The sequence below is a fragment of the Streptomyces morookaense genome (genome assembly GCF_013030945.1).
GTDB classification, from domain to species: Bacteria; Actinomycetota; Actinomycetes; order Streptomycetales; family Streptomycetaceae; genus Streptomyces; species Streptomyces morookaensis.
This window is the reverse complement of the sequence record NZ_JABBXF010000116.1, coordinates 1-17586: the sequence shown is the minus strand read 5'-3', so window position 1 is coordinate 17586 and position 17586 is coordinate 1. Positions and strand designations below refer to the sequence as shown.

Genomic DNA, 17586 nt, shown 5'->3' with positions numbered 1-17586 from the left:
AACCCCGCTGCCACTGCCGCGCCCAACCCGAGCAGGACGACGCCGGTGGTCACGCTGAGCCCCCGCAGGGCCGTCGGTCGCGACACCAACGCGCGCCCTCGGCCGACGGCCCAGGTGAGCGCCATGTACCAGGAGGCGCTGACGAGCGCCCACAGAGCTCCCAGGGCGACGGTCGACAGGAACACCGGGCCCTTCGCCGTCACGAATTGGGGCAGCACCGAGACGGCGAACACGCCCGCCTTCGGGTTGCCGAGGTTGGTGCTCAGGCCGGTGAGGTATCCGCCTGCGAAGCCGGTGCGGCGCCCGCCCTCGCAGGGCGGGCGGGTGGAGACGGTGGTGAGCGCGGTCCGCAGCGTCTTCACCCCGAGGATCATCAGCACGACGCCGCCTGCGATGCGGAGCGCCGCGTAGGCGGTGGGGCTGGACAGCAGGACGGCGGACAGCCCGGCCGCGGCAGCCGTGGACCACAGCAGGAAGCCGGTGGCGTTGCCCGCGAGGGTGCCCCGGAGCGTACGTCGGCCGCCTTCCAGAACCTGTCGGATCATCAGGGCCTGACTCGCGCCTGGCAGCATCGCCAGCAGCAAGGTGGTGGCGATGAACACGGGCACATGCGTGGGCATGGGAAAGAACCCCCTTCAGGGGTCGCGGTCGATGGGTGCGTCACCAGCCTTCCTCTCCCGTACTTGTAAGAGAAGTTAAAAGAGAAGGGTGCAGCGTTAGGATTGGTGAATGGTGGTGGACCCCGGACAGCTCCGGCTTCTCGCGTTGATCGAGCGGCACGGCTCCTTGACGGCGGCCGCTCAGGCCCTCCAGCTCACGCCCGCGGCGGTCACCCAGCAGGTGGTCAGGGCCGAGCGCGACTGGCAGGTGCCCCTGGTCGTCCGCGGTCCTCGCGGAGCAACACTCACCGCGGCCGGCGCGCTGCTCGCCTCCCACGGCCGAACCGTGGAAGAGGCGGCGGACAAGGCCGAGGCGCAACTGGCCGCGCTGCTCGGCCATCTGTCCCTGCGGCTACGGATCGGAACGTTCCAGGCGGCTGCCCTGCACCTGCTGCCACCCGCCCTGACGGCCCTGCGGCACCGCCATCCGGACGCAGACGTCTCCGTCGTGGACGTGGTGTCCGGACGCGGAGCGGACGAGATCGGCGCAGGGCGCCTGGACCTCGTCATCGTCGCGTCCTGGGGCACACCGCTCGCGCCGCCCCCGCACCTGCGCGCCCACCCGCTCCTGCTGGACCCGATGGTCGTGGTTCTCCCCGACGACCACCCGCTGGCCACCGGGCAGCCTGCGGACAGCGAACTGCACCTGGAACAGCTGCGCGACGAATCGTGGGTTTCCATCCTGGCCGGCCACGCCGCCCGCGAACAGTTCCACGACGCTGCCCGCGAGGCCGGCTTCACGCCCACCGTGCGGTTCGAGACCGAGTCCTACGACGTCGTCCAGGCCCTCGTCGGCACAGGCAGTGCCGTTGCTCTGGTATCGCGCCTGGCCCTGACCCATGCGCCCGGCACCACCCATCGCGAACTGGCCCACCCCAGGCCCTACCGCCAGCTCTACGCCCTGACCAGAGCCGACGCCAGCCTCACGCCACTGGCACACATGCTCATCGACCTCCTCCGTGATGTCGCCTGCGACATCACCGCCACCTGGGAGGCTCCCCTGCAGGAAGAACAACGCTCATCGAACTCGCCGTACAAAGCCTGACCGGGCCCGGTGGAGGCTGGATGCCGTGGCAGCGGACGGGGCCCGAGCAGCGCTGCTTCAGACGAAGAATGCGTTCATGCCGGGGACATCGGACAGGTAGGTCTCGATGCCGGCGATCTTGCCGTCGCGAAGACGGCAGACGGTGGAGAGGTATTCGTCCAGCCGGATCCCGTCCCTGCGGGCGGTGTTGTGCAGGGACAGGGCCATGTTCTCGCGGCTGACCAGGATGTGCAGCAGTTCGAAGTCGAGGCCGTAGGAGGCGATCTTCTTCGCCCGCTCCACGACTGCCTCGGCGCCTTCCGCCGTGCCGGAGATGGTGTTGTCGCCGGGGAGTGTCCAGGTCGCGTCGTCGGTGAGCAGCGACCGGATGCCCTCCCAGTCACGGGCGACGAGGTAGGCGTGGAACGTCTTGCCGAGCTGGTGCTGGAGCTCGTACCGGGCCATCGGGTTCTCCTCAAGAGGCTGCTTAAAGCGGTGATCTCTGCTTTAAGCAGCCTAGGCAGGCCGACGACTAAAGCGCAACCCATTGCTTTAAGCTGGAGGGGTGCCCGCCAAAAGCAAAGACAGCCGCCCCGGAGGCCGAAGCGCCCGCGTACGCGCCGCCGTGCACCAGGCAACCGTGGACCTGGTACAGGAAATCGGAACCGAGAAGGTGACCATCCCCGCCGTCGCACGCCGCGCCGGCGTCAACCCCAGCTCCGTCTACCGCCGCTGGGGAACAACCACCGCCCTCCTGGCGGACGTCGCCGCCCACCGACAGGACGAAGGAGCGCCCAAGCTTCTCGGCGATCTGCGCAAAGACCTCGAACAGGCCGCCCTGTGGACCCTCACCGACCTGTCCCGGCCAGGAGGCGTGGCGTTCTTCCGCGCCGAAATCGCACCGGACGTGGACGAACGACGAGCCGGACTGCGCGAATGCCTGGAACGCGTCAGCACCCGATTCCACGCCGCCCTGGAAGCCGCGGCCCGGCGGGGCGAAGCGACGCCCCCACTGGAACAGGTGCTGGACCACGTGGTCGCACCCCTCTACTTCCGGGTGGTGTTCTCCATCCCCGAAACGGATGAGGACTACGCACGCGGCCTCGTCACCCAGCTGTACAACCGCGGGTAAGGGGCCTGGTCACCTGCGGGCTGCGGTGTCGGAGGGCAGTTCGGCGAAGCGGGCGCTGCTGTGCCGAGGCAGATGATGCGGCGCACGCCGGCTCGTTGTGCCTCGGCGATCGTGATGCCGGCCGTTCCTGACGCGCTGCGCCGCATGGAGATGAGCGGCGGCTCGCGGCCGGGAGCCGCCGCGGGCGCAGTGCGCGGGCGGCGACGGCGCGTCGGCGGCGGGGGCCGTCGGGCAACAGGGGGCTGTGCAGGAGGACATGCCCTCCACCGGCCTGCTCCTGCTGTGCCGGCGGCCGTGGTGGGGGTACGCAGGTGTGCGGGAGACCGGCAACAGGCCGGCCGCCGACCACCCCTGGCGGGGCGGTGATCAAGAACGGCTCTCATCCTGCTCGGGGTGTCCGCTTCCGGGCATCGTGGAAAGTCCACGAACTCGGCGGAAGTCGGGCCTCGGCTCTCTACGCCCCCGTGGACGCGCGTCCCCGGGCTCCGGGCGGGGAGATGAGGAGGGTGCCCATCGTGCCGCTGTCCTCGTGCGGCAGGACGTGGCAGTGGAAGACCGTCTTCCCCGTCGCGTCGGGGCGGAAGTACATCCGCAGTGTCACCTCGCCGCCGGGCGGCAGCCGGTAGGTGTCCCACCACAGGGTGGGGTCCGTCTGCCAGGAGGTGTCCCCTTCGGGGATGCCCTTGATGTCGGCCACCTGGAACGGGTTGACGTGAATGTGCATCGGGTGCTGGAAATCGTCCCGGTTCACGAAGCGCCATTCCTCGACGGTTCCCGCCTCCACCTCCTGGTCGATGCGGTCCATGTCGAAGGGCTCGCCGTTGATGAGGAACCGGGCGCCGCCGCCCGGTACTTCCGAGGGTTCGCGGGTGATGACCAGGGTGCGGCGGCGGGCGATCGGGAGGCGGGGCATGCGTGGCGGGTCCACCAGGCGCTGCGGGATGCAGCCCGAGCCTTGCGGGCCGCAGACCTCCAGCGTGCCCAGTTCGAGGGCGGGGCGGTCGGTGCGGGCGGGGCCCTGGCGGTAGGGGGCCGCATAGATGCAGTGGCGGCCCGGTTCGCCGCCGCGGATCAGGAATTCCGCGCGGTTGCCGGGGGCCAGCAGGAGCGAGGGGACCTGGCGGGGGCAGGCGAAGGGGATGCCGTCCTGGCCGATCCAGTACAGCGTGTGGCCGTCCACGTGGAGCCACATCTCGCGGTGCGGTGCGGCGTTCAGGACCCGCCAGCGCTGTACTTCTCCGGGGCGGATGGTGACGACGGGCCGGAGTCCGCCGTTGAGGGGGAACATCATCCTGGCCGGCACCACGGGGTCGGTGGTGAACGGGTCGTCCCTGGTGAACGGTTCGTCGCCGGCGGTCGGGAAGATGGAGACGGTCGGGTTCTCGCCGTTCACGTCCAGCCGCAGCGCGTTGATCACGATGACCCGCTCGCGCATGTCGGCGATCTCGGGCACCCGGTCGACCGCGCCTTCCACGACGAGCGGCCCGCACAGGCCGGACCAGCCCTGATGTGTCGTCGAACCGTGGTGGTGGGGGTGGTACCAGTAGAGGCCCGACGGCTGGTCGGAGGGGATGTCGTAGACGTATTGCCTGCTGCCTCCGGGCGGGACGCTGACGTACATGTTGTCCGAGGAGCCGGAGGGGGAGACCTGCAGGCCGTGCACGTGCAGGTTCGTCGTCACCGCGTCGTGCACGAGGGTCTGCCGTTCACGTGCGGGCAGGCATCCCGACGCATCGTCCTGGGTGCACACGGGCGGTACGCCGGACGGCTCCATGCAGTTGCGCAGGAGCACCCGCACCCGGTCGCCGGCCCGTACCCGCCACAGTTCGCCCGGCAGCCGGCCGTTGTAGATGTCGAGGCCGAGCCGTCTTCCCCCCACCACCGGGTGGCCGCCTGCCACGGTGAGCGTGTGCTCCAACAGGCCCGAACGGCTGTTCACCACGGGCAGGTCGATCAGCTCCTCCCCCGCCGCCCCCGTTCCCAGCGCCCCCGTCGGATCAGGCAGGCGGCCTGCCGGCGACGCCCACGCATCCGGTATGCCCATGCCGCCGGCTATGCCTGCGCCGATGCCCGCTATTCCGCCGCGCAGCAGCCTGCGGCGCGATACGCCTCCTCCTCCACCGCTCGCGTTCATCCCAGACACTCCTCTGACCGGTGCTCAGGCAATATCCGTGCAATTGATCACGACACGGTCACATACCATCACAAACCCACTCGGCCAACCACCGCAGACAATGACAAATCGACCACCTTGTCGATGGCCCTGACGGGCAGTCCGTATCGCCCGTCCGAGGGACTTCCGCGGGGCGGCGGCGCGGTCGGCGCCGCCGCCCCCGGGCGGCTACGGCAGCCGGACGGACTGGGCGTGGCGGAAGACGTTCCGCGGGTCCCAGGCCGCCTTGGCACGCTGCAGGCGCGGGTAGTTGCCCTTGTAGTAGAGCTCGGCCCACGACGTCTTCGACGTGTTCCAGGCGGGGTCGCCCAGGTCGGTGTCGGGGTAGTTGACGTAGCAGCCGTCGTTGACCTCGCCGGGGACCGGTACGCCGCCGGTGTCGGCGTAGACGTCGCGGTAGAGGTCACGGACCCATGCCAGGTGCCGGGCGTCGTCGGCCTCGTCGGTCCAGAAGGCCATGTACTGGAGCTTGAGGACGGAGTCCCGCTGGGGGACGGCGGTCGCGTCGGAGGCGACGGCGTTGATGCGTCCGCCGTAGGAGTCGACCTGGACGAGCGCGTCGGGGTTGCTGTAGTCCGTTCGGGACAGGTGCTTGTACAGCGCCTTGATCTGCGCGTCGGTGAAGCCCTTGCGCATGTACGCGGACTTGTACTTGCCCCGCAGCGTGGGGTTGGCGCCGCTGAGGGAGTCGGTGGCCAGGAACCAGGGCAGCCGGCGCGGGGCGGAGAACTGCGGCAGGGGCGCGTGTTCGCCCATCCGTCGGGTCATGGCCCGGCCCTTGGCGCCCACGCCCTCCAGGACCTCGGTCAGGTAGCGGTCCAGCAGCGCGCGGGCGCCCGGGACCGTGGCGTCCATCTGTGTGATCAGACCCACCTGACCGGCCGAACGGTGGGTCAGCTTCAGCAGGCCGAAGAGGGAGGTGTACGGGGAGTCCGGGGCGCTGTTGCGCTCGTGCCAGGATCCCCAGTTCCTCAGCAACCGGGTGAACGATTCCTCGTCGAGGTCGTCCCAGTGCAGGGCCGAGGCGTGCAGGAGGACCTCGGAGGGCGGGCGGGGCAGCAGGCGGGAGGGGTCGGTGCCGCTCGCGTCGGGCGAGCGCAGCCAGTAGCGGGTGATGACGCCGAAATTGCCGCCTCCGCCGCCCGTGTGGGCCCACCACAGCTCGCGGTTGGGGTCGTTCTTCTCGCGGGTGGCGACGACGGCGCGGGCCGTGCCGTCCTTGTCCACGACGACGACCTCGACCCCGTACAGGTGATCGACGGTCAGGCCGTGGCGGCGCGAGAGGAGGCCGTAGCCGCCGCCGGATATGTGGCCGCCGGCACTGACGGAGTAGCAGGAGCCTGCGGGCAGGGCGACGCCCCACAGCTTGTAGAGGGCCTCGTAGACGTTCAGGTTCGACGCACCGGCCTCGACGGCGAAGGCGCCGCGTGCCTGGTCGAAGTAGACCTCGGTCATCGCGGACATGTCGATGACCACTTGGACGTCCTTGTTGAAGACGAAGTCCTCGTAGCAGTGGCCGCCGCTGCGCACCGCGATGCGCTTCCCGGCCCGTACGGCCTCCTGCACGGCCGAGACGACCTGGCCGGTGGTCGTCACCAGGCGGACGTACTCGGGCCTGCCGGCCCAGCGCTGGTTGATGCCGCGGGTCAGGTCGGCGTAGCGGGGGTCGTCCGGCGTCACCGTGACGGGGCCCGGTGTCGCGATGCCCTGCGGCGGGGCGGCCTGGGCGGGCACGGCCGATGTCGCGGTCAGGGCCGCGCCGGCGGTCAGCGCGGCGCCTCCGGTGAGCAGGCTGCGGCGCCCCATGAACGGCGTGCGGGCGGTCTGGGTCATCAAACGTCCCCCCAGGAACACTCAAAAAACGTACGCCCGCATTCGATCATGAAAAGCGGGATGCGCCCCAATCGGCGGTCCGGCGCCGGCGCCGGAGGGCGACGGCCAGGACGCAGAGGCCGGGAACGGCCAGCGCGCTGTCCACGGCCCGCTCCAGGGGGCTCGCGTAGCCGAGGAGGGCGTCGCCCACGAGGGCCAGGACCGGCAGCGTCAGCAGGAGCCACCCGATCATGTACGGGGGCCGGAGCAGCAGCCGCGGGCCCGCGGCGGCCCCGACGGCCACGCCCAGGAGTCCCCAGGCGCCCGCCAGCCTCCAGAACAGCGACTTCTCCGCGGGGGCGAAATACGTCTCGGTGTGGCCGTTCAGCGCCATCCGCACCACGGCACCGTGCCAGCTGCGGACCTCCGCGGAGTCCCCGGGATGCGCGTCGCGGTAGGTGGGCCACTCCACCTCGTGCCACGTCTCACGCCCGGCGAGGGCGAGGCGCAGCTCGTAGGTCTCCGTGCAGGACCGGACGCCGTTGCTGTCCGTGGTGCAGGACTCGTCGATGTCCTTGTCCACGACGCGGGCCGTGGCCTGTTCGATGCAGTTGCCGGCCGTGCGGGTCCGGTGGTCGGGCGGGCAGGGAGCGGCGTGCCGGTACGTCACCGAGTTCCGGTACGACTCCTGCACCCACGGCACGCAGAGGACGAGCCCGCAGACCGCGGCGGCCAGGAGCAGCGCGCGCAGCGCCATGGCCGGCCATGCCCGGCGCGGGGTGTGCGGGCGTTGCGGCTTCCCCATCGGCGGGCCCCCTCCCTCGGCCGGGTGTGTCCCGGCCCAGGGTGCCCGTCCGTCACTGCCGCCGGTAGACCGAGCGCAGTTCCTGGTTCTTGGCCGGGCCGGTGGTGCGCCACTGCAGGTGCCACTCGTCGGGGGAGACGACCGTGTAGGTGCCGTGGTAGAGGTCCTGGCCGCAAGGGTGGAGGGCGGTCCAGTGGCCGGTGCGCAGGTCCAGGTGGTGGAACGGGCGGCCGTCGGCGAACGCCACCTCTGCCGTGCCGTCGGGTCCGGGCAGGAGCCTGAGCGTGCGGCCGGCGCGGTTGACGTTGCCGTTCCAGCTCAGCTCGCCGTCCTCGGTGTGCAGCATGTGCGCGCGGTCGGCGGCGGGGTGGAAGGCGGCCGTGCCGTGGAACCATCCATGGGAACCGGTGTCCAGGTCGATCAGGGTGCGGTCGAGCGACCAGTGGCCGGTCAGATAGGCGACGGCGTCGGGGACCGGATGGGCGGCGGCCGGTACGGCGGCGGGTGCCGTTCCCGGGACGGTGACGTTCATGACGGCATTCTCCCTTCTGTCCTTCTGTCCGGTGCAGGTGTCCGTGCCAGAATCCGGCGCGTGGTCACAGTCGACGGAGCACCGGCTCCCCTTGCGTACCTGCAGTCCCTCGCCCTGGCGAACTACGGGCATTTCACCACGATGCGCGTGGAGAACGGAGGAGTCCGGGGCCTGTCCTTGCATCTCGACCGGTTGCGGCGCGACTGCCGTGCCGTGTTCGGGGCGGATCTGGACCCTGCGCGTGTCGTCGCGTACGTGCGGCAGGCGGTCGCCGGGCATGAGGCCGGGGCGGTCATGGTGCGCGTCACGGTCTTCGATCCGCACCTGGACATGCTGGACCTCGGTGCGCCGGCGGACCCGCACGTCATGGTGACGCTGCGGCCCGCCGGGACGACGGCCCCGCCGCCGCTGAGGGTGAAGCTGTGTGCCTTCGGCCGTGACGCGCCGGCGGTGAAGCATGTCGGGTTGTTCAGCCAGTTCCGGCTGCGCAGGGAGGCTCAACTGACGGGGTTCGACGATGCGTTGTTCGTCGGGCCCGGCGAGTGCGTCTCGGAGGGCGTCACATGGAACGTGGGGTTCGTGGATGCGGCGGGAAGGGTGGTGTGGCCGGAGGCCGATGTGCTGGACGGGGTCACCCTGCAGCTGCTGCGGGCCGCCGAGGCGGGCTCCGTCACGGCTCCGGTGCCGGTCGGGGATCTTCCACGGATGCGGGCGGCGTTCGCCACGAATGCGTCGGTGGGGGTGCGCGCGATCCGTGCGATCGACGGCCTGACGTTCCCGGACGAGGACGAGGCCGTCGTGCGGCTGGGTGAGCTGTACGGGCGTGTTCCGTGCGAGGCCTTGTGACGGTGGTGGCGGGTCGCCCGGTCGTCACACGGCGGTGCCGCCCGGGGTGAGGGACTCGGCGGCCGCTGCCGCGACGGCGTCCGCGGCTGCGGCGAGGGCCGGGGAGCCGAGCTTCCACTGCTGCCAGTGGAGCGGGACGTCCACCGGGCGGTCCGGGGCGAGGTTGACGAGTGTGCCTGCGCGCAGGTGCGGTTCGGCGTGCATGGTGGGGACCAGGCCCCAGCCCATGCCGGCCACCACGGCCTCGGTGTAGCCCTCGCTCGTGGGCACGTAGTGGCGCAGCGGGCTCGCGTCCCTGCCGCGTGCGAGGGTGCGGACGAAGGCGTCCTGGAGGTCGTCGCGGCGGTCGAACATGATGACGGGGGCCTCGGGGAGGGCCCGGTGGAGCGGGGTGCCGGTGAGCCATCGGGCGGTGAAGTCCGGGTGGGCGGCGGCCAGGTAGCGCATGCGGCCGAGTTCGCGTACGGAGCAGCCGGCCACGGGGTCGGGCGAGGAGGTGACCGCGGCCATCACCTGGCCCTCGCGCAGGAGGGCGGTGGTGTGTTCCTGGTCCTCGCGGCGGAGTTCGAAGCAGATGCGCAGGTCGTGCGGGACGCGGGTGAGTGCCGGGAGGAACCAGGTGGCCAGGGAGTCGGAGTTCACCGCGATCGTCAGGCGCGCGGGGGCGCCGTCCTCGGCCATGCCCAGGTCGGCGCGTGCGTCGCTTTCGAGGCGGGCGAGCTGGCGGGCGAAGCGCACGACGATCTGGCCGGACTCGGTGGGCTGCACGGGTTTGGTGCGCATCAGCAGTACGCGTCCGGTGCGCTGTTCCAGTGCCTTGACGCGTTGGCTGACGGCGGACGGCGTGATGTGCAGGGCGGAGGCCGCGGCGTCGAAGGTGCCCTCGTCGACCACGGCGAGCAGGGTGCGGACCAGGTCGTGCGGCAGACTCGTCATCACGATTGCTAATGATACCTAAGAAACTTTAGCTGTACTGTCGGCGAGTCGATCTTTAGCGTCGGAGGCATGCACAACGTTTTCACCGCCGGAGCAGCAGGTTTCGGCACCGGACTCTCCTTGATCGTCGCCATCGGTGCGCAGAACGCCTTCGTGCTGCGCCAGGGCATCCGGCGCGACGCGGTCGTGCCCGTGGTGGCCATCTGCGCCTTGTCGGACGCCGTGCTCATAGCCCTCGGCGTCGCCGGCCTCGGCTCCCTGGTCACCGCCTGGCCGCCGGCCATGACCGCCGTGCGCTGGCTCGGCGCCGCCTTCCTGCTCGGCTACGGGCTGCGTGCCGCGGTGCGCGCCCGGCGCTCCTCCGAGGCGGCCATGCGGACCGAGGGTTCGTCGGTGCGCTCGCGGCGGCGCGCCGTGCTCAGCTGTCTGGCGATGACCTGGCTCAACCCGCACGTCTATCTCGACACCGTGCTGCTGCTCGGTGCGATCGCCGCGGCGAAGGGGCCGTTGCGCTGGGAGTTCGGCATCGGTGCGGCGCTGGCCAGCCTGTGCTGGTTCAGCGCGCTGGGCTTCGGCGCGCGGCTGCTCAGCGGGGTGTTCGCCCGGCCGTCGGCCTGGCGCGTCATCGATGTGCTGATGGCGGCGACCATGCTGTTCGTGGGCGTGATGCTGGTGGCCGGGGCCTGACGGTCCTGCTCATCCGAGGCCGCGGGCCTGCCGGAAGCGGGCGGGTCCGTCGGCCGGGTCGACGACCGGGTCCGGGTAGCCGCGGGCGGCGCGCCCGCTCCCCCGCAGGCGCCAGGGTTCGTGGACGCCCGGGCCGTCCCCGAGTGCTGCCAGTTCCGGCACCCAGCGGCGTACGTACGCTCCGTGCGGGTCGTGCCGCCGGGCCTGGGCCACGGGGTTGAGGACCCGGTTGGGGCGGGTGTCCGTGCCGGTACCGGCCACCCACTGCCAGTTGAGCTGGTTGTCGGCGATGTCGCCGTCGACGAGCAGGTCCAGGAAGTGCCGGGCGCCGGCGCGCCAGTCCACGTACAGCGTCTTGGTGAGGAAGGACGCGGTCAGCAGGCGCGCCCTGTTGTGCATCCAGCCCTCGTGCCGCAGCTGACGCATGGCCGCGTCGATCACGGGATATCCGGTGCGGCCCTCGCGCCATGCCGCAATGTCCGCGTCGGCATGGTGTCCGGTGCGCCAACGGTCGTTCCGCGGACGGTAGTCGGCGGTGGACGTCTCCGGGCGGGCGGCCAGCACCTGGTGGTGGAAGTCGCGCCAGGCGAGCTGCCGCACGAACGCCTCGGCGCCGGGCCCGGCCACGCCGCGCGCCCGGTGCACGACCTCCACCGGGGAGAGCGCGCCGAAGTGCAGTGCGGCCGAGAGCCGGGAGGTGGCGTCGGCGGCGAGGTCGTCGTGGGCCTCCGCGTACCGGGTGATGCCGCTGCGCAGCCATGCCGTGAGCCGCCTGCGGGCCGCGGTCTCCCCGCCTGCGGCCAGGCCCGGGGAGACGCCGGGGATGTCGCGGCGGGCGGGGAGTTCGCCGGATGCGATGCCGTCGGGGACGCGCACGGCGCGTGGTGCGCCCATGACATCGCGCAGGCGGTGCCGGGACCAGTGGCGGAAGTAGGGGGTGAAGACGGCGAAGTGGTCCGCGGCGGCCGGGGTGACGGCGCCGGGCGGGAGGGCGGTCGTCACCGCGTCGTGGACGGTCAGGCGGCGGCCGGTGGACTCCAGGGCCGCCCGCAGCCGTTCCTCGCGCCGCCGGGCGTACCGGCTGACGCCGGCCGCCATGTGCACACTGCCGGCGCCTGCTTCGGTCGCGACCCGGCACACCTGGTCCACGACGTCGCCGTGCCGCACGACCAGGCGTCCGCCGCGCCGGCGCAGGCCTGCGTCGAGGTCGGCGAGGCAGTCGGCGAGGAAGGCCCTGCGGTTGGGCGCGGCGAACCCCGCGGCCTCGATCCCGTCGTCGCGTACGAAGAGCGGCACCACCTCGTCGGAGGAGGCGAGCGCGGCACGCAGCGGCGGATGGTCGTGCAGCCGCAGGTCGGAGGTGAAGAGGATCACCGAGACGTTCATGATCGTCCCCTTCCCGCGCGGCCGTGCGGTGTACCGGTCCGCGCCGCGGAAATTCCGTTGACCCGCCGCCGGCCCCGTCCTACGTTGACGGTGCCCCTGTTGCCGTCGATCGGAGAAGGACGTTGCTCGTCTGAGGTCCTGAGACACAGCGCTGCCGCCCTGCCCGGCCGTCATGGCCCCGCTTCGCCGGCCGCGTTCCGTGTGCGACCTCGACGCATCCAGCCGTCCTCCTCGCCGGCGACGGGGATCCCGTATCCCCCTCGCCGATCGCGGCCGCCTCCGCGGTGTCTCCACGTGTTGCCCCGACCGCCCCTCTCACGCAACCACGCGAGGCCCGTATGTCCGCAACCTCCTCCTTCATCACCTGCACATCGCTCTCCTACGCCTGGCCGGACGGCACCCCCGTCTTCGACGGCCTCCAGGCCGCGTTCGGTCCCGGCCGGACCGGGCTCATCGGTCTCAACGGGTCGGGGAAGTCCACCCTGTTGAGACTGATCGCCGGAGAGCTCTCCCCCGTCGACGGCATCGTGCGGGTGGCCGGCGAAACCGGCTGCTTGCCGCAGAACGTCACGCTCGACACCTCGCTCCGGGTCGACGAGGTCCTCGGCATCGCCGCGACCCGCGCCGCGCTGCACGCCATCGAGGCGGGCGACGTGCGCGAGGAGCATTTCGTGGCCGTCGGCGACGACTGGGACGTCGAGGAGCGTGCCACGGCGACGCTCGACGGGCTGGGGCTGGCCGGCATCGGCCTGGACCGCACCGTCGGCGAGGTGTCCGGCGGCGAGTCGGTCCTGCTGCGTCTGGCCGCGCTGCTGCTGCGCCGGCCCGATGTGCTCCTGCTCGACGAACCCACCAACAACCTCGACCTGTCCGCCCGTCGCCGCCTGTACGCGGCGGTCGAGGCGTGGACCGGCGTCATGGTCGTCGTCAGCCATGACCGTGAACTCCTCGAGCGCGTCGACCGGATCGCGGATCTGCGGGCGGGCGGCATCACCTGGTACGGCGGCAACTTCTCGGCCTACGAGGAGGCGCTCGCCGCCGAACAGGAGGCGGCCGAACGGCTGGTCCGTACCGCCGAGTCCGACGTGCGCAAGCAGCAGCGCGAACTCGCCGACGCCCGTGTGAAGCTGGCCCGGCGCAAGCGGTACGGCCAGAAGATGTGGGACAGCAAGCGCGAACCCAAGATCGTGATGGGGGCGCGCAAGCGGCAGGCCCAGGTCTCCGCGGGCAAGCACCGCATCCTGCACGAGGACCGGCTCGCCGAGGCGAAGGAGCGGCTCGGCGAGGCGGTGGACGCCGTGCGCGACGACGACGTGATCCGCATCGACCTGCCGGCCACGGCGGTGCCGCCGGGCCGTTCCGTGCTGACCCTGCAGGACCTGCAACTGCCCTACGGGGCGCGGGCGGAGGGCGGGTTCGAGGTGCGCGGCCCCGAGCGGATCGCGCTCGTCGGGCGGAACGGCGCGGGCAAGACGACGCTGCTGCGCACGATCGCCGGAGAGCTGGAGCCGCTCTCCGGAACGGCCGATGTGCATGTGCCGCTGCGGTTCCTGCCGCAGCGCCTCGACGTGCTCGACGAGGAGTCGAGCATCGCCGAGAACGTCGCGCGCTTCGCGCCCGGGGCGACCGGGAACCTGATCCGGGCCCGGCTGGCCCGCTTCCTGTTCAAGGGGGCACGGGCCGACCAGCAGGCGGGGACCCTTTCCGGCGGGGAGCGCTTCCGTGCCGCGCTGGCGGCCCTGATGCTGGCCGAGCCCGCCCCGCAGCTGCTGCTGCTCGACGAGCCGACGAACAACCTCGACATGGCGAGCGTCCGTCAGCTCACCACGGCCCTGGAGTCGTACGAGGGCGCGCTGCTCGTGGCCGGCCATGATCTGCCGTTCCTGGAGTCGCTCGGCGTGACGCGCTGGCTGCTGCTGGACGGCGGGCTGCGGGACGTCACGGTGGAGGAGGTGCGTGCGGAGGCGGGTGGGTAGGCGGTCGCGCCCACGCGGCGGAGCCCAATGTGCCACCGTCCGCGCCCCTTTGGGGCGCGGCCCCGCTTAACATGCCTCCATGGTGAGTGAACTGCCCGAGTCACGAGCCTCGCACGAGGATCGCGACCGCGTCGTGGACGTACTGCGCATCGCCATGGGCGACGGCCGGCTCACTGCCGAGGAGCTCGACGACCGGCTGGAGAAGGCGCTTTCGGCCCGTACGCTCGGCGAGTTGGCCGCGCTGACCGCCGATCTGCCGGCTGCGTCAGCCGCCGGGGACGTGCTCGTCGTCGAGCAGCGCGGCGGCAAGTGGGCGCGGTCCGGGCGCTGGTCGGTGCCGGCGCGCATCGAACTGCGGGCGCGGCTGTGCCGGGTCACCCTCGACTTCACCGACGCGGCGATCACCTCGGGCACTCTGCGCATCGACGCGGACATGCAGCACAGCACCCTGTTCGTCGTCGGCCTGCCGGGCATGCTGATCGACACCGACGGGCTGGCCCTCGAGTACTCCACCTGCAGGCTCCGTTCCGGGAGCGCCGCCGGTACCGATCCGCGGTTCCGTATCGAGCTCGCCGGAACGCTCAGGCACTCGAAGGTCGTCGAGCGGCGTCCGCGGCGCCGCGCGGCCGGCCCGTTCAGTGCACGGCGCTCCTGATCACTGCGAACGGTGCCCCGAACGGGTCGAGCACCATGGCCAGGCGGCCGACGCCCGCGGCGTCCATCGCGGGGACGATGGTGGTGGCGCCCAGTTCCTCGGCCCGGGCCAGGGTGGTGTCGCAGTTCTCGGCCTCGAAGTAGGGGTGCCACTCGGAGGTCGATCCCCGTTGCATGTTCTCCTCGGGCAGTTGCATGAGGCCGCCGTGCATCCGCTTCTCGCCGCCGCCCGCGGGGCCGGCGATGGTGTAGGAGAGGCCCTCGCCCATGCCCATGTCGCGGGTGTCCCAGCCGAACACCTTGCGGTAGAACTCCGTTGCCGCGGCGGCGTCCGTGCTGTACAGCTCGATCCAGCTGACGGAGCCGGGGTCGTTGACCGCTTCCAGGCCGTCGGTGTCGCCGGGCTGCCACACCGCGAACTCCGCGCCCGCGGGATCGGTGAACCCGGCCATGCGGCCGGCCGTGAGGACGTCCATCGGCGGGAAGCGGACCGAGCCGCCGGCCCGCTGCACCGCGTCGGCGGTGGCGTCGGCGTCCTCGGTGCGGAAGTACACCGTCCATGAGGGCCGGGAGCCCTCCTCCATCAGGGGGCCGAGGCCGGCGGCGGCCTTGCCGTCCTTCAGGAAGAAGCCGTAGCCGCCGGCGTCCGGCCCGGCGGAGCGGAACTCCCACCCGAACAGCCCTCCGTAGAAGGCGACGGCCGCGTCGATGTCGGGTGTTCCCAGGTCGAGCCAGGCCGGCCCGCCCGGAACGTGTGTCGAGGTCAGCATCGTGTGCTCCTGGTGCAGATCGGCCCGGCGTCACGGGGGCCGGGAGGGCGACGTGGTCAGGGTGTGTGTATGCGCAGGGGGCGGGCCGCAAACATCCGCGGGCGAAGCGGCTGGTGACGGCGCGGACACCCGGCCGCCCCGGGCGCCGTGAGGTGATCCGTGAGGTGATCCGTGCCGGTCACGCACGGGACGCGAGGTGCCGCCAGTCGTTCCACGTGTCGAGCCGCTTCCGGTAGGCCGCCTCGACAACCGGATAGGGGTAGGTGCCGAGGAAGAGCCGCAGGGGTGGTGCGTCGGTGTCGACGAGTTCGAGGACAACGGCGGCGGTGCCTCGCGCGTCCTGTGGCGTGCGGGCGGAGGCACCGGCCCGGCGCGCGGCGCGGACGGGTTCGTAGGCGGGGAGCGGCTCGGTGTGCACTGCGGAGGCCCCGGACCAGTCGGTGCCGTACGGGCCGGGTTCGACCAGAGTCACGTGGATCCCGAAGGGGGCGACCTCCTGGGCCAGGGCCTCGCTCATCCCCTCCAGGGCCCACTTGGAGGCGTTGTACAGCCCGAGCGTGGGGAAGGCGGCGAGGCCGCCGAGGCTGGAGACCTGCAGGATGTGACCGCTGCCCTGGGCCCTCAGGTACGGCAGGGCCGCCTGCGTCACCCACAACGGGCCGAACAGATTGGTGTCGAGCTGGGCGCGAGCCTGTTCCTCGGTGGTTTCCTCGACCATGCCGAACAGGCCGTAGCCCGCGTTGTTGACGACCACGTCCAGGCGGCCGAAGGTCTCGGCGGCTCGGCGCACCGCAGCGGTGACGGCGGTGCGATCGGTCACGTCGAGTCCCATGGGGAGGACGTCGTCCCCGTGGGCGTCCAGGAGAGGCCGCAGCGTCCTGGGGTCACGTGCGGTGGCGGCGACGCGGTCGCCGCGGTCGAGAGCGGCTTCCGCCCAGATACGGCCGAAGCCGCGGGACGCGCCGGTGATGAACCAGGTCTTCATGGCGTCGAGCCTGCGCCGTTCGCATCTCGGCAGCCAGCATCCCCGCAGGGTTACCCTCGCGGCATGGTGGCCCACAATTTTCTGGGAGATTTCCTCAAGGCCCGCCGCGGACAGGTCGCTCCGGCGGACGTGGCGGTGCCCGCCGGCGGACGTCGCCGGGTGGCAGGACTGCGCCGGGAGGAACTGGCCCGGCTCGCCGGAATCAGCGAGCCGTACCTGGTCCGGCTCGAACAGGGCGTCGACCGGCATCCCTCGCCCCAGGTGCTGGACTCCCTCGCACGGGCGCTGAAGCTGGACGCCGACGCCTCCGCCCACCTGCACGCCCTCGCCGGTCCCGCCCCCGTGCCGCCGTCACGGACCGAGGTCTCCGCGGACGTGCACCGGCTGCTCGACGCGTGGACGGACCGCCCTGCGTATGTGCGGAACCGATACTTCGACGTGCTGGCGGCGAACAAGCAGGCCCGCGCGCTCGCCCCGATGTACGAGCCTGGTGGCAACCTGGTCCGGGCGGTGTTCCTCGATCCGGCGTCCCGGCGGCTCTTCCCCGACTGGGCGGAGGTGGCGGCGCAGACCGCAGCGGCCCTGCGCGCCGAAGCCGACCCGCGCGACCCCAGGACGGTCCGCCTGGTCGCCGAGCTGGAAACGGACGAGGAGTTCCGTCGTCTGTGGATGCGTCACGAGACGCGGCCCGCCCGGGACGAGCTCAAGCGCTTCACGCACCCGGTCGTCGGCAGCCTCGCCCTGCGACGGCAGGCGCTCACCGTCGGCGGCGCCGGGCAACAGGTGATCATCGTGTACCAGGCGACGGCCGGGAGCCCGTCCGAGACGGCCCTGGCACGCCTTCTGTGACGCGCGCCCGGTTCAGGTTGGTCAGAAGCGCACTGTGCGGTCCCGGGTGACCGTCGGGACCGCGAGCACGGCATCGAACGCTTCAGGGACCGGGGTGCTCAGATGGGAGCTCTGGAAGCGGATCCCGTTGAGCAGTGGCACCCCCTGTTCGTCGCGCGGTGCGTGGCGCAGGTCGGTCAAGGCGATCCGGTCGGCGAGGCCGGCGTCGGGCGACATCGAAACGGCTCTGGCCGCTGCGGGACACGTAAAGCGGTTCGACGGCACGCAGTCGCAGCAACAGCCGCGCCAGTGCGGCGGTCAGTTCGTTCTGCTCGGCGGCCTCCAGGCCGGCCCATGCGGGCGCGGCCGCCGCGCCGGAAC

Annotated in this window: 18 protein-coding genes; 7 read left to right on the top strand and 11 right to left on the bottom strand. The window is 71.8% G+C overall.

Annotated features, from left to right (window positions below; genetic code table 11):
- Nucleotides 1-620 (bottom strand): LysE family translocator (locus HG542_RS32225; RefSeq protein WP_171087793.1); only part of this gene is annotated, 620 nt, incomplete at its 3' end.
- Between the two features lie 109 nt (nucleotides 621-729).
- On the opposite strand from HG542_RS32225, the gene HG542_RS32220 reads away from it, so the two are divergent.
- Nucleotides 730-1704, top strand: coding sequence for a LysR family transcriptional regulator (locus HG542_RS32220; RefSeq protein WP_171087792.1), 975 nt, complete (start codon nucleotides 730-732; stop codon nucleotides 1702-1704).
- 57 nt (nucleotides 1705-1761) lie between these two features.
- Here HG542_RS32220 and HG542_RS32215 read toward each other — a convergent pair whose 3' ends face one another.
- Complete coding sequence (locus HG542_RS32215) at nucleotides 1762-2148, bottom strand: nuclear transport factor 2 family protein (protein ID WP_171087790.1); 387 nt, start codon at nucleotides 2146-2148, stop codon at nucleotides 1762-1764.
- Nucleotides 2149-2323: 175 nt separating this feature from the next.
- Here HG542_RS32215 and HG542_RS32210 point away from each other — a divergent pair, with 175 nt between their 5' ends.
- Complete coding sequence (locus tag HG542_RS32210) at nucleotides 2324-2815, top strand: TetR/AcrR family transcriptional regulator (RefSeq protein WP_229922891.1); 492 nt, start codon at nucleotides 2324-2326, stop codon at nucleotides 2813-2815.
- 454 nt (nucleotides 2816-3269) lie between these two features.
- Here HG542_RS32210 and HG542_RS32205 read toward each other — a convergent pair whose 3' ends face one another.
- The 4 genes from HG542_RS32205 to HG542_RS32190 all read right to left on the bottom strand — a co-directional run bounded on the left by HG542_RS32205 (nucleotide 3270) and on the right by HG542_RS32190 (nucleotide 8137).
- Nucleotides 3270-4949, bottom strand: a complete 1680-nt coding sequence (locus HG542_RS32205) for a multicopper oxidase family protein (protein ID WP_218039096.1) — start codon at nucleotides 4947-4949, stop codon at nucleotides 3270-3272.
- Between the two features lie 207 nt (nucleotides 4950-5156).
- Nucleotides 5157-6821 carry an FAD-binding oxidoreductase gene (locus HG542_RS32200; protein ID WP_171087786.1) on the bottom strand — a complete coding sequence of 555 codons (1665 nt, stop codon included), beginning with the start codon at nucleotides 6819-6821 and terminating at the stop codon, nucleotides 5157-5159.
- Nucleotides 6822-6867: 46 nt separating this feature from the next.
- The gene (locus HG542_RS32195) at nucleotides 6868-7605 is read right to left on the bottom strand and encodes a hypothetical protein (RefSeq protein WP_171087784.1); all 738 of its coding nucleotides are present in this window, start codon (nucleotides 7603-7605) and stop codon (nucleotides 6868-6870) included.
- A 52-nt stretch (nucleotides 7606-7657) separates the two neighbouring features.
- Nucleotides 7658-8137, bottom strand: a complete 480-nt coding sequence (locus HG542_RS32190) for a DUF6314 family protein (protein WP_171087782.1) — start codon at nucleotides 8135-8137, stop codon at nucleotides 7658-7660.
- 60 nt (nucleotides 8138-8197) lie between these two features.
- Between HG542_RS32190 and HG542_RS32185 the strand changes: the two genes are divergently transcribed.
- Nucleotides 8198-8983, top strand: a complete 786-nt coding sequence (locus HG542_RS32185; protein WP_229922892.1) for an aminotransferase class IV — start codon at nucleotides 8198-8200, stop codon at nucleotides 8981-8983.
- Between the two features lie 24 nt (nucleotides 8984-9007).
- Here the strand turns inward: HG542_RS32185 and HG542_RS32180 are convergent, their stop codons facing one another.
- Nucleotides 9008-9919, bottom strand: coding sequence for a LysR family transcriptional regulator ArgP (locus HG542_RS32180; protein WP_171087795.1), 912 nt, complete (start codon nucleotides 9917-9919; stop codon nucleotides 9008-9010).
- Between the two features lie 69 nt (nucleotides 9920-9988).
- On the opposite strand from HG542_RS32180, the gene HG542_RS32175 reads away from it, so the two are divergent.
- On the top strand, nucleotides 9989-10606 hold the full coding sequence (locus tag HG542_RS32175; RefSeq protein WP_171087778.1) for a LysE/ArgO family amino acid transporter: 618 nt from the start codon (nucleotides 9989-9991) through the stop codon (nucleotides 10604-10606).
- Nucleotides 10607-10615: 9 nt separating this feature from the next.
- Here HG542_RS32175 and HG542_RS32170 read toward each other — a convergent pair whose 3' ends face one another.
- Nucleotides 10616-11992 carry a cryptochrome/photolyase family protein gene (locus HG542_RS32170; protein WP_171087776.1) on the bottom strand — a complete coding sequence of 459 codons (1377 nt, stop codon included), beginning with the start codon at nucleotides 11990-11992 and terminating at the stop codon, nucleotides 10616-10618.
- Between the two features lie 338 nt (nucleotides 11993-12330).
- On the opposite strand from HG542_RS32170, the gene HG542_RS32165 reads away from it, so the two are divergent.
- Nucleotides 12331-13968: an ABC-F family ATP-binding cassette domain-containing protein gene (locus HG542_RS32165; RefSeq protein WP_171087774.1), complete on the top strand. Its 1638-nt coding sequence runs from the start codon at nucleotides 12331-12333 to the stop codon at nucleotides 13966-13968.
- Between the two features lie 79 nt (nucleotides 13969-14047).
- Nucleotides 14048-14623 (top strand): DUF1707 SHOCT-like domain-containing protein, encoded by a 576-nt coding sequence (locus HG542_RS32160; RefSeq protein WP_171087772.1) that lies wholly within the window; start codon nucleotides 14048-14050, stop codon nucleotides 14621-14623.
- Here HG542_RS32160 and HG542_RS32155 read toward each other — a convergent pair.
- Entirely contained in the window at nucleotides 14604-15392 is a 789-nt protein-coding gene (locus tag HG542_RS32155) for a VOC family protein (RefSeq protein WP_171087770.1), read from the bottom strand. The two genes, HG542_RS32160 and HG542_RS32155, sit on opposite strands and share 20 nt — an antisense overlap.
- A gap of 178 nt (nucleotides 15393-15570) precedes the next feature.
- Nucleotides 15571-16377 (bottom strand): SDR family oxidoreductase, encoded by an 807-nt coding sequence (locus tag HG542_RS32150; protein WP_171087768.1) that lies wholly within the window; start codon nucleotides 16375-16377, stop codon nucleotides 15571-15573.
- Between the two features lie 63 nt (nucleotides 16378-16440).
- Here HG542_RS32150 and HG542_RS32145 point away from each other — a divergent pair, with 63 nt between their 5' ends.
- Nucleotides 16441-17226: a helix-turn-helix domain-containing protein gene (locus HG542_RS32145; protein WP_171087766.1), complete on the top strand. Its 786-nt coding sequence runs from the start codon at nucleotides 16441-16443 to the stop codon at nucleotides 17224-17226.
- A gap of 21 nt (nucleotides 17227-17247) precedes the next feature.
- Here HG542_RS32145 and HG542_RS35570 read toward each other — a convergent pair whose 3' ends face one another.
- Nucleotides 17248-17442 (bottom strand): hypothetical protein, encoded by a 195-nt coding sequence (locus HG542_RS35570; RefSeq protein WP_227727752.1) that lies wholly within the window; start codon nucleotides 17440-17442, stop codon nucleotides 17248-17250.
- Nucleotides 17443-17586: the final 144 nt, after the last annotated feature.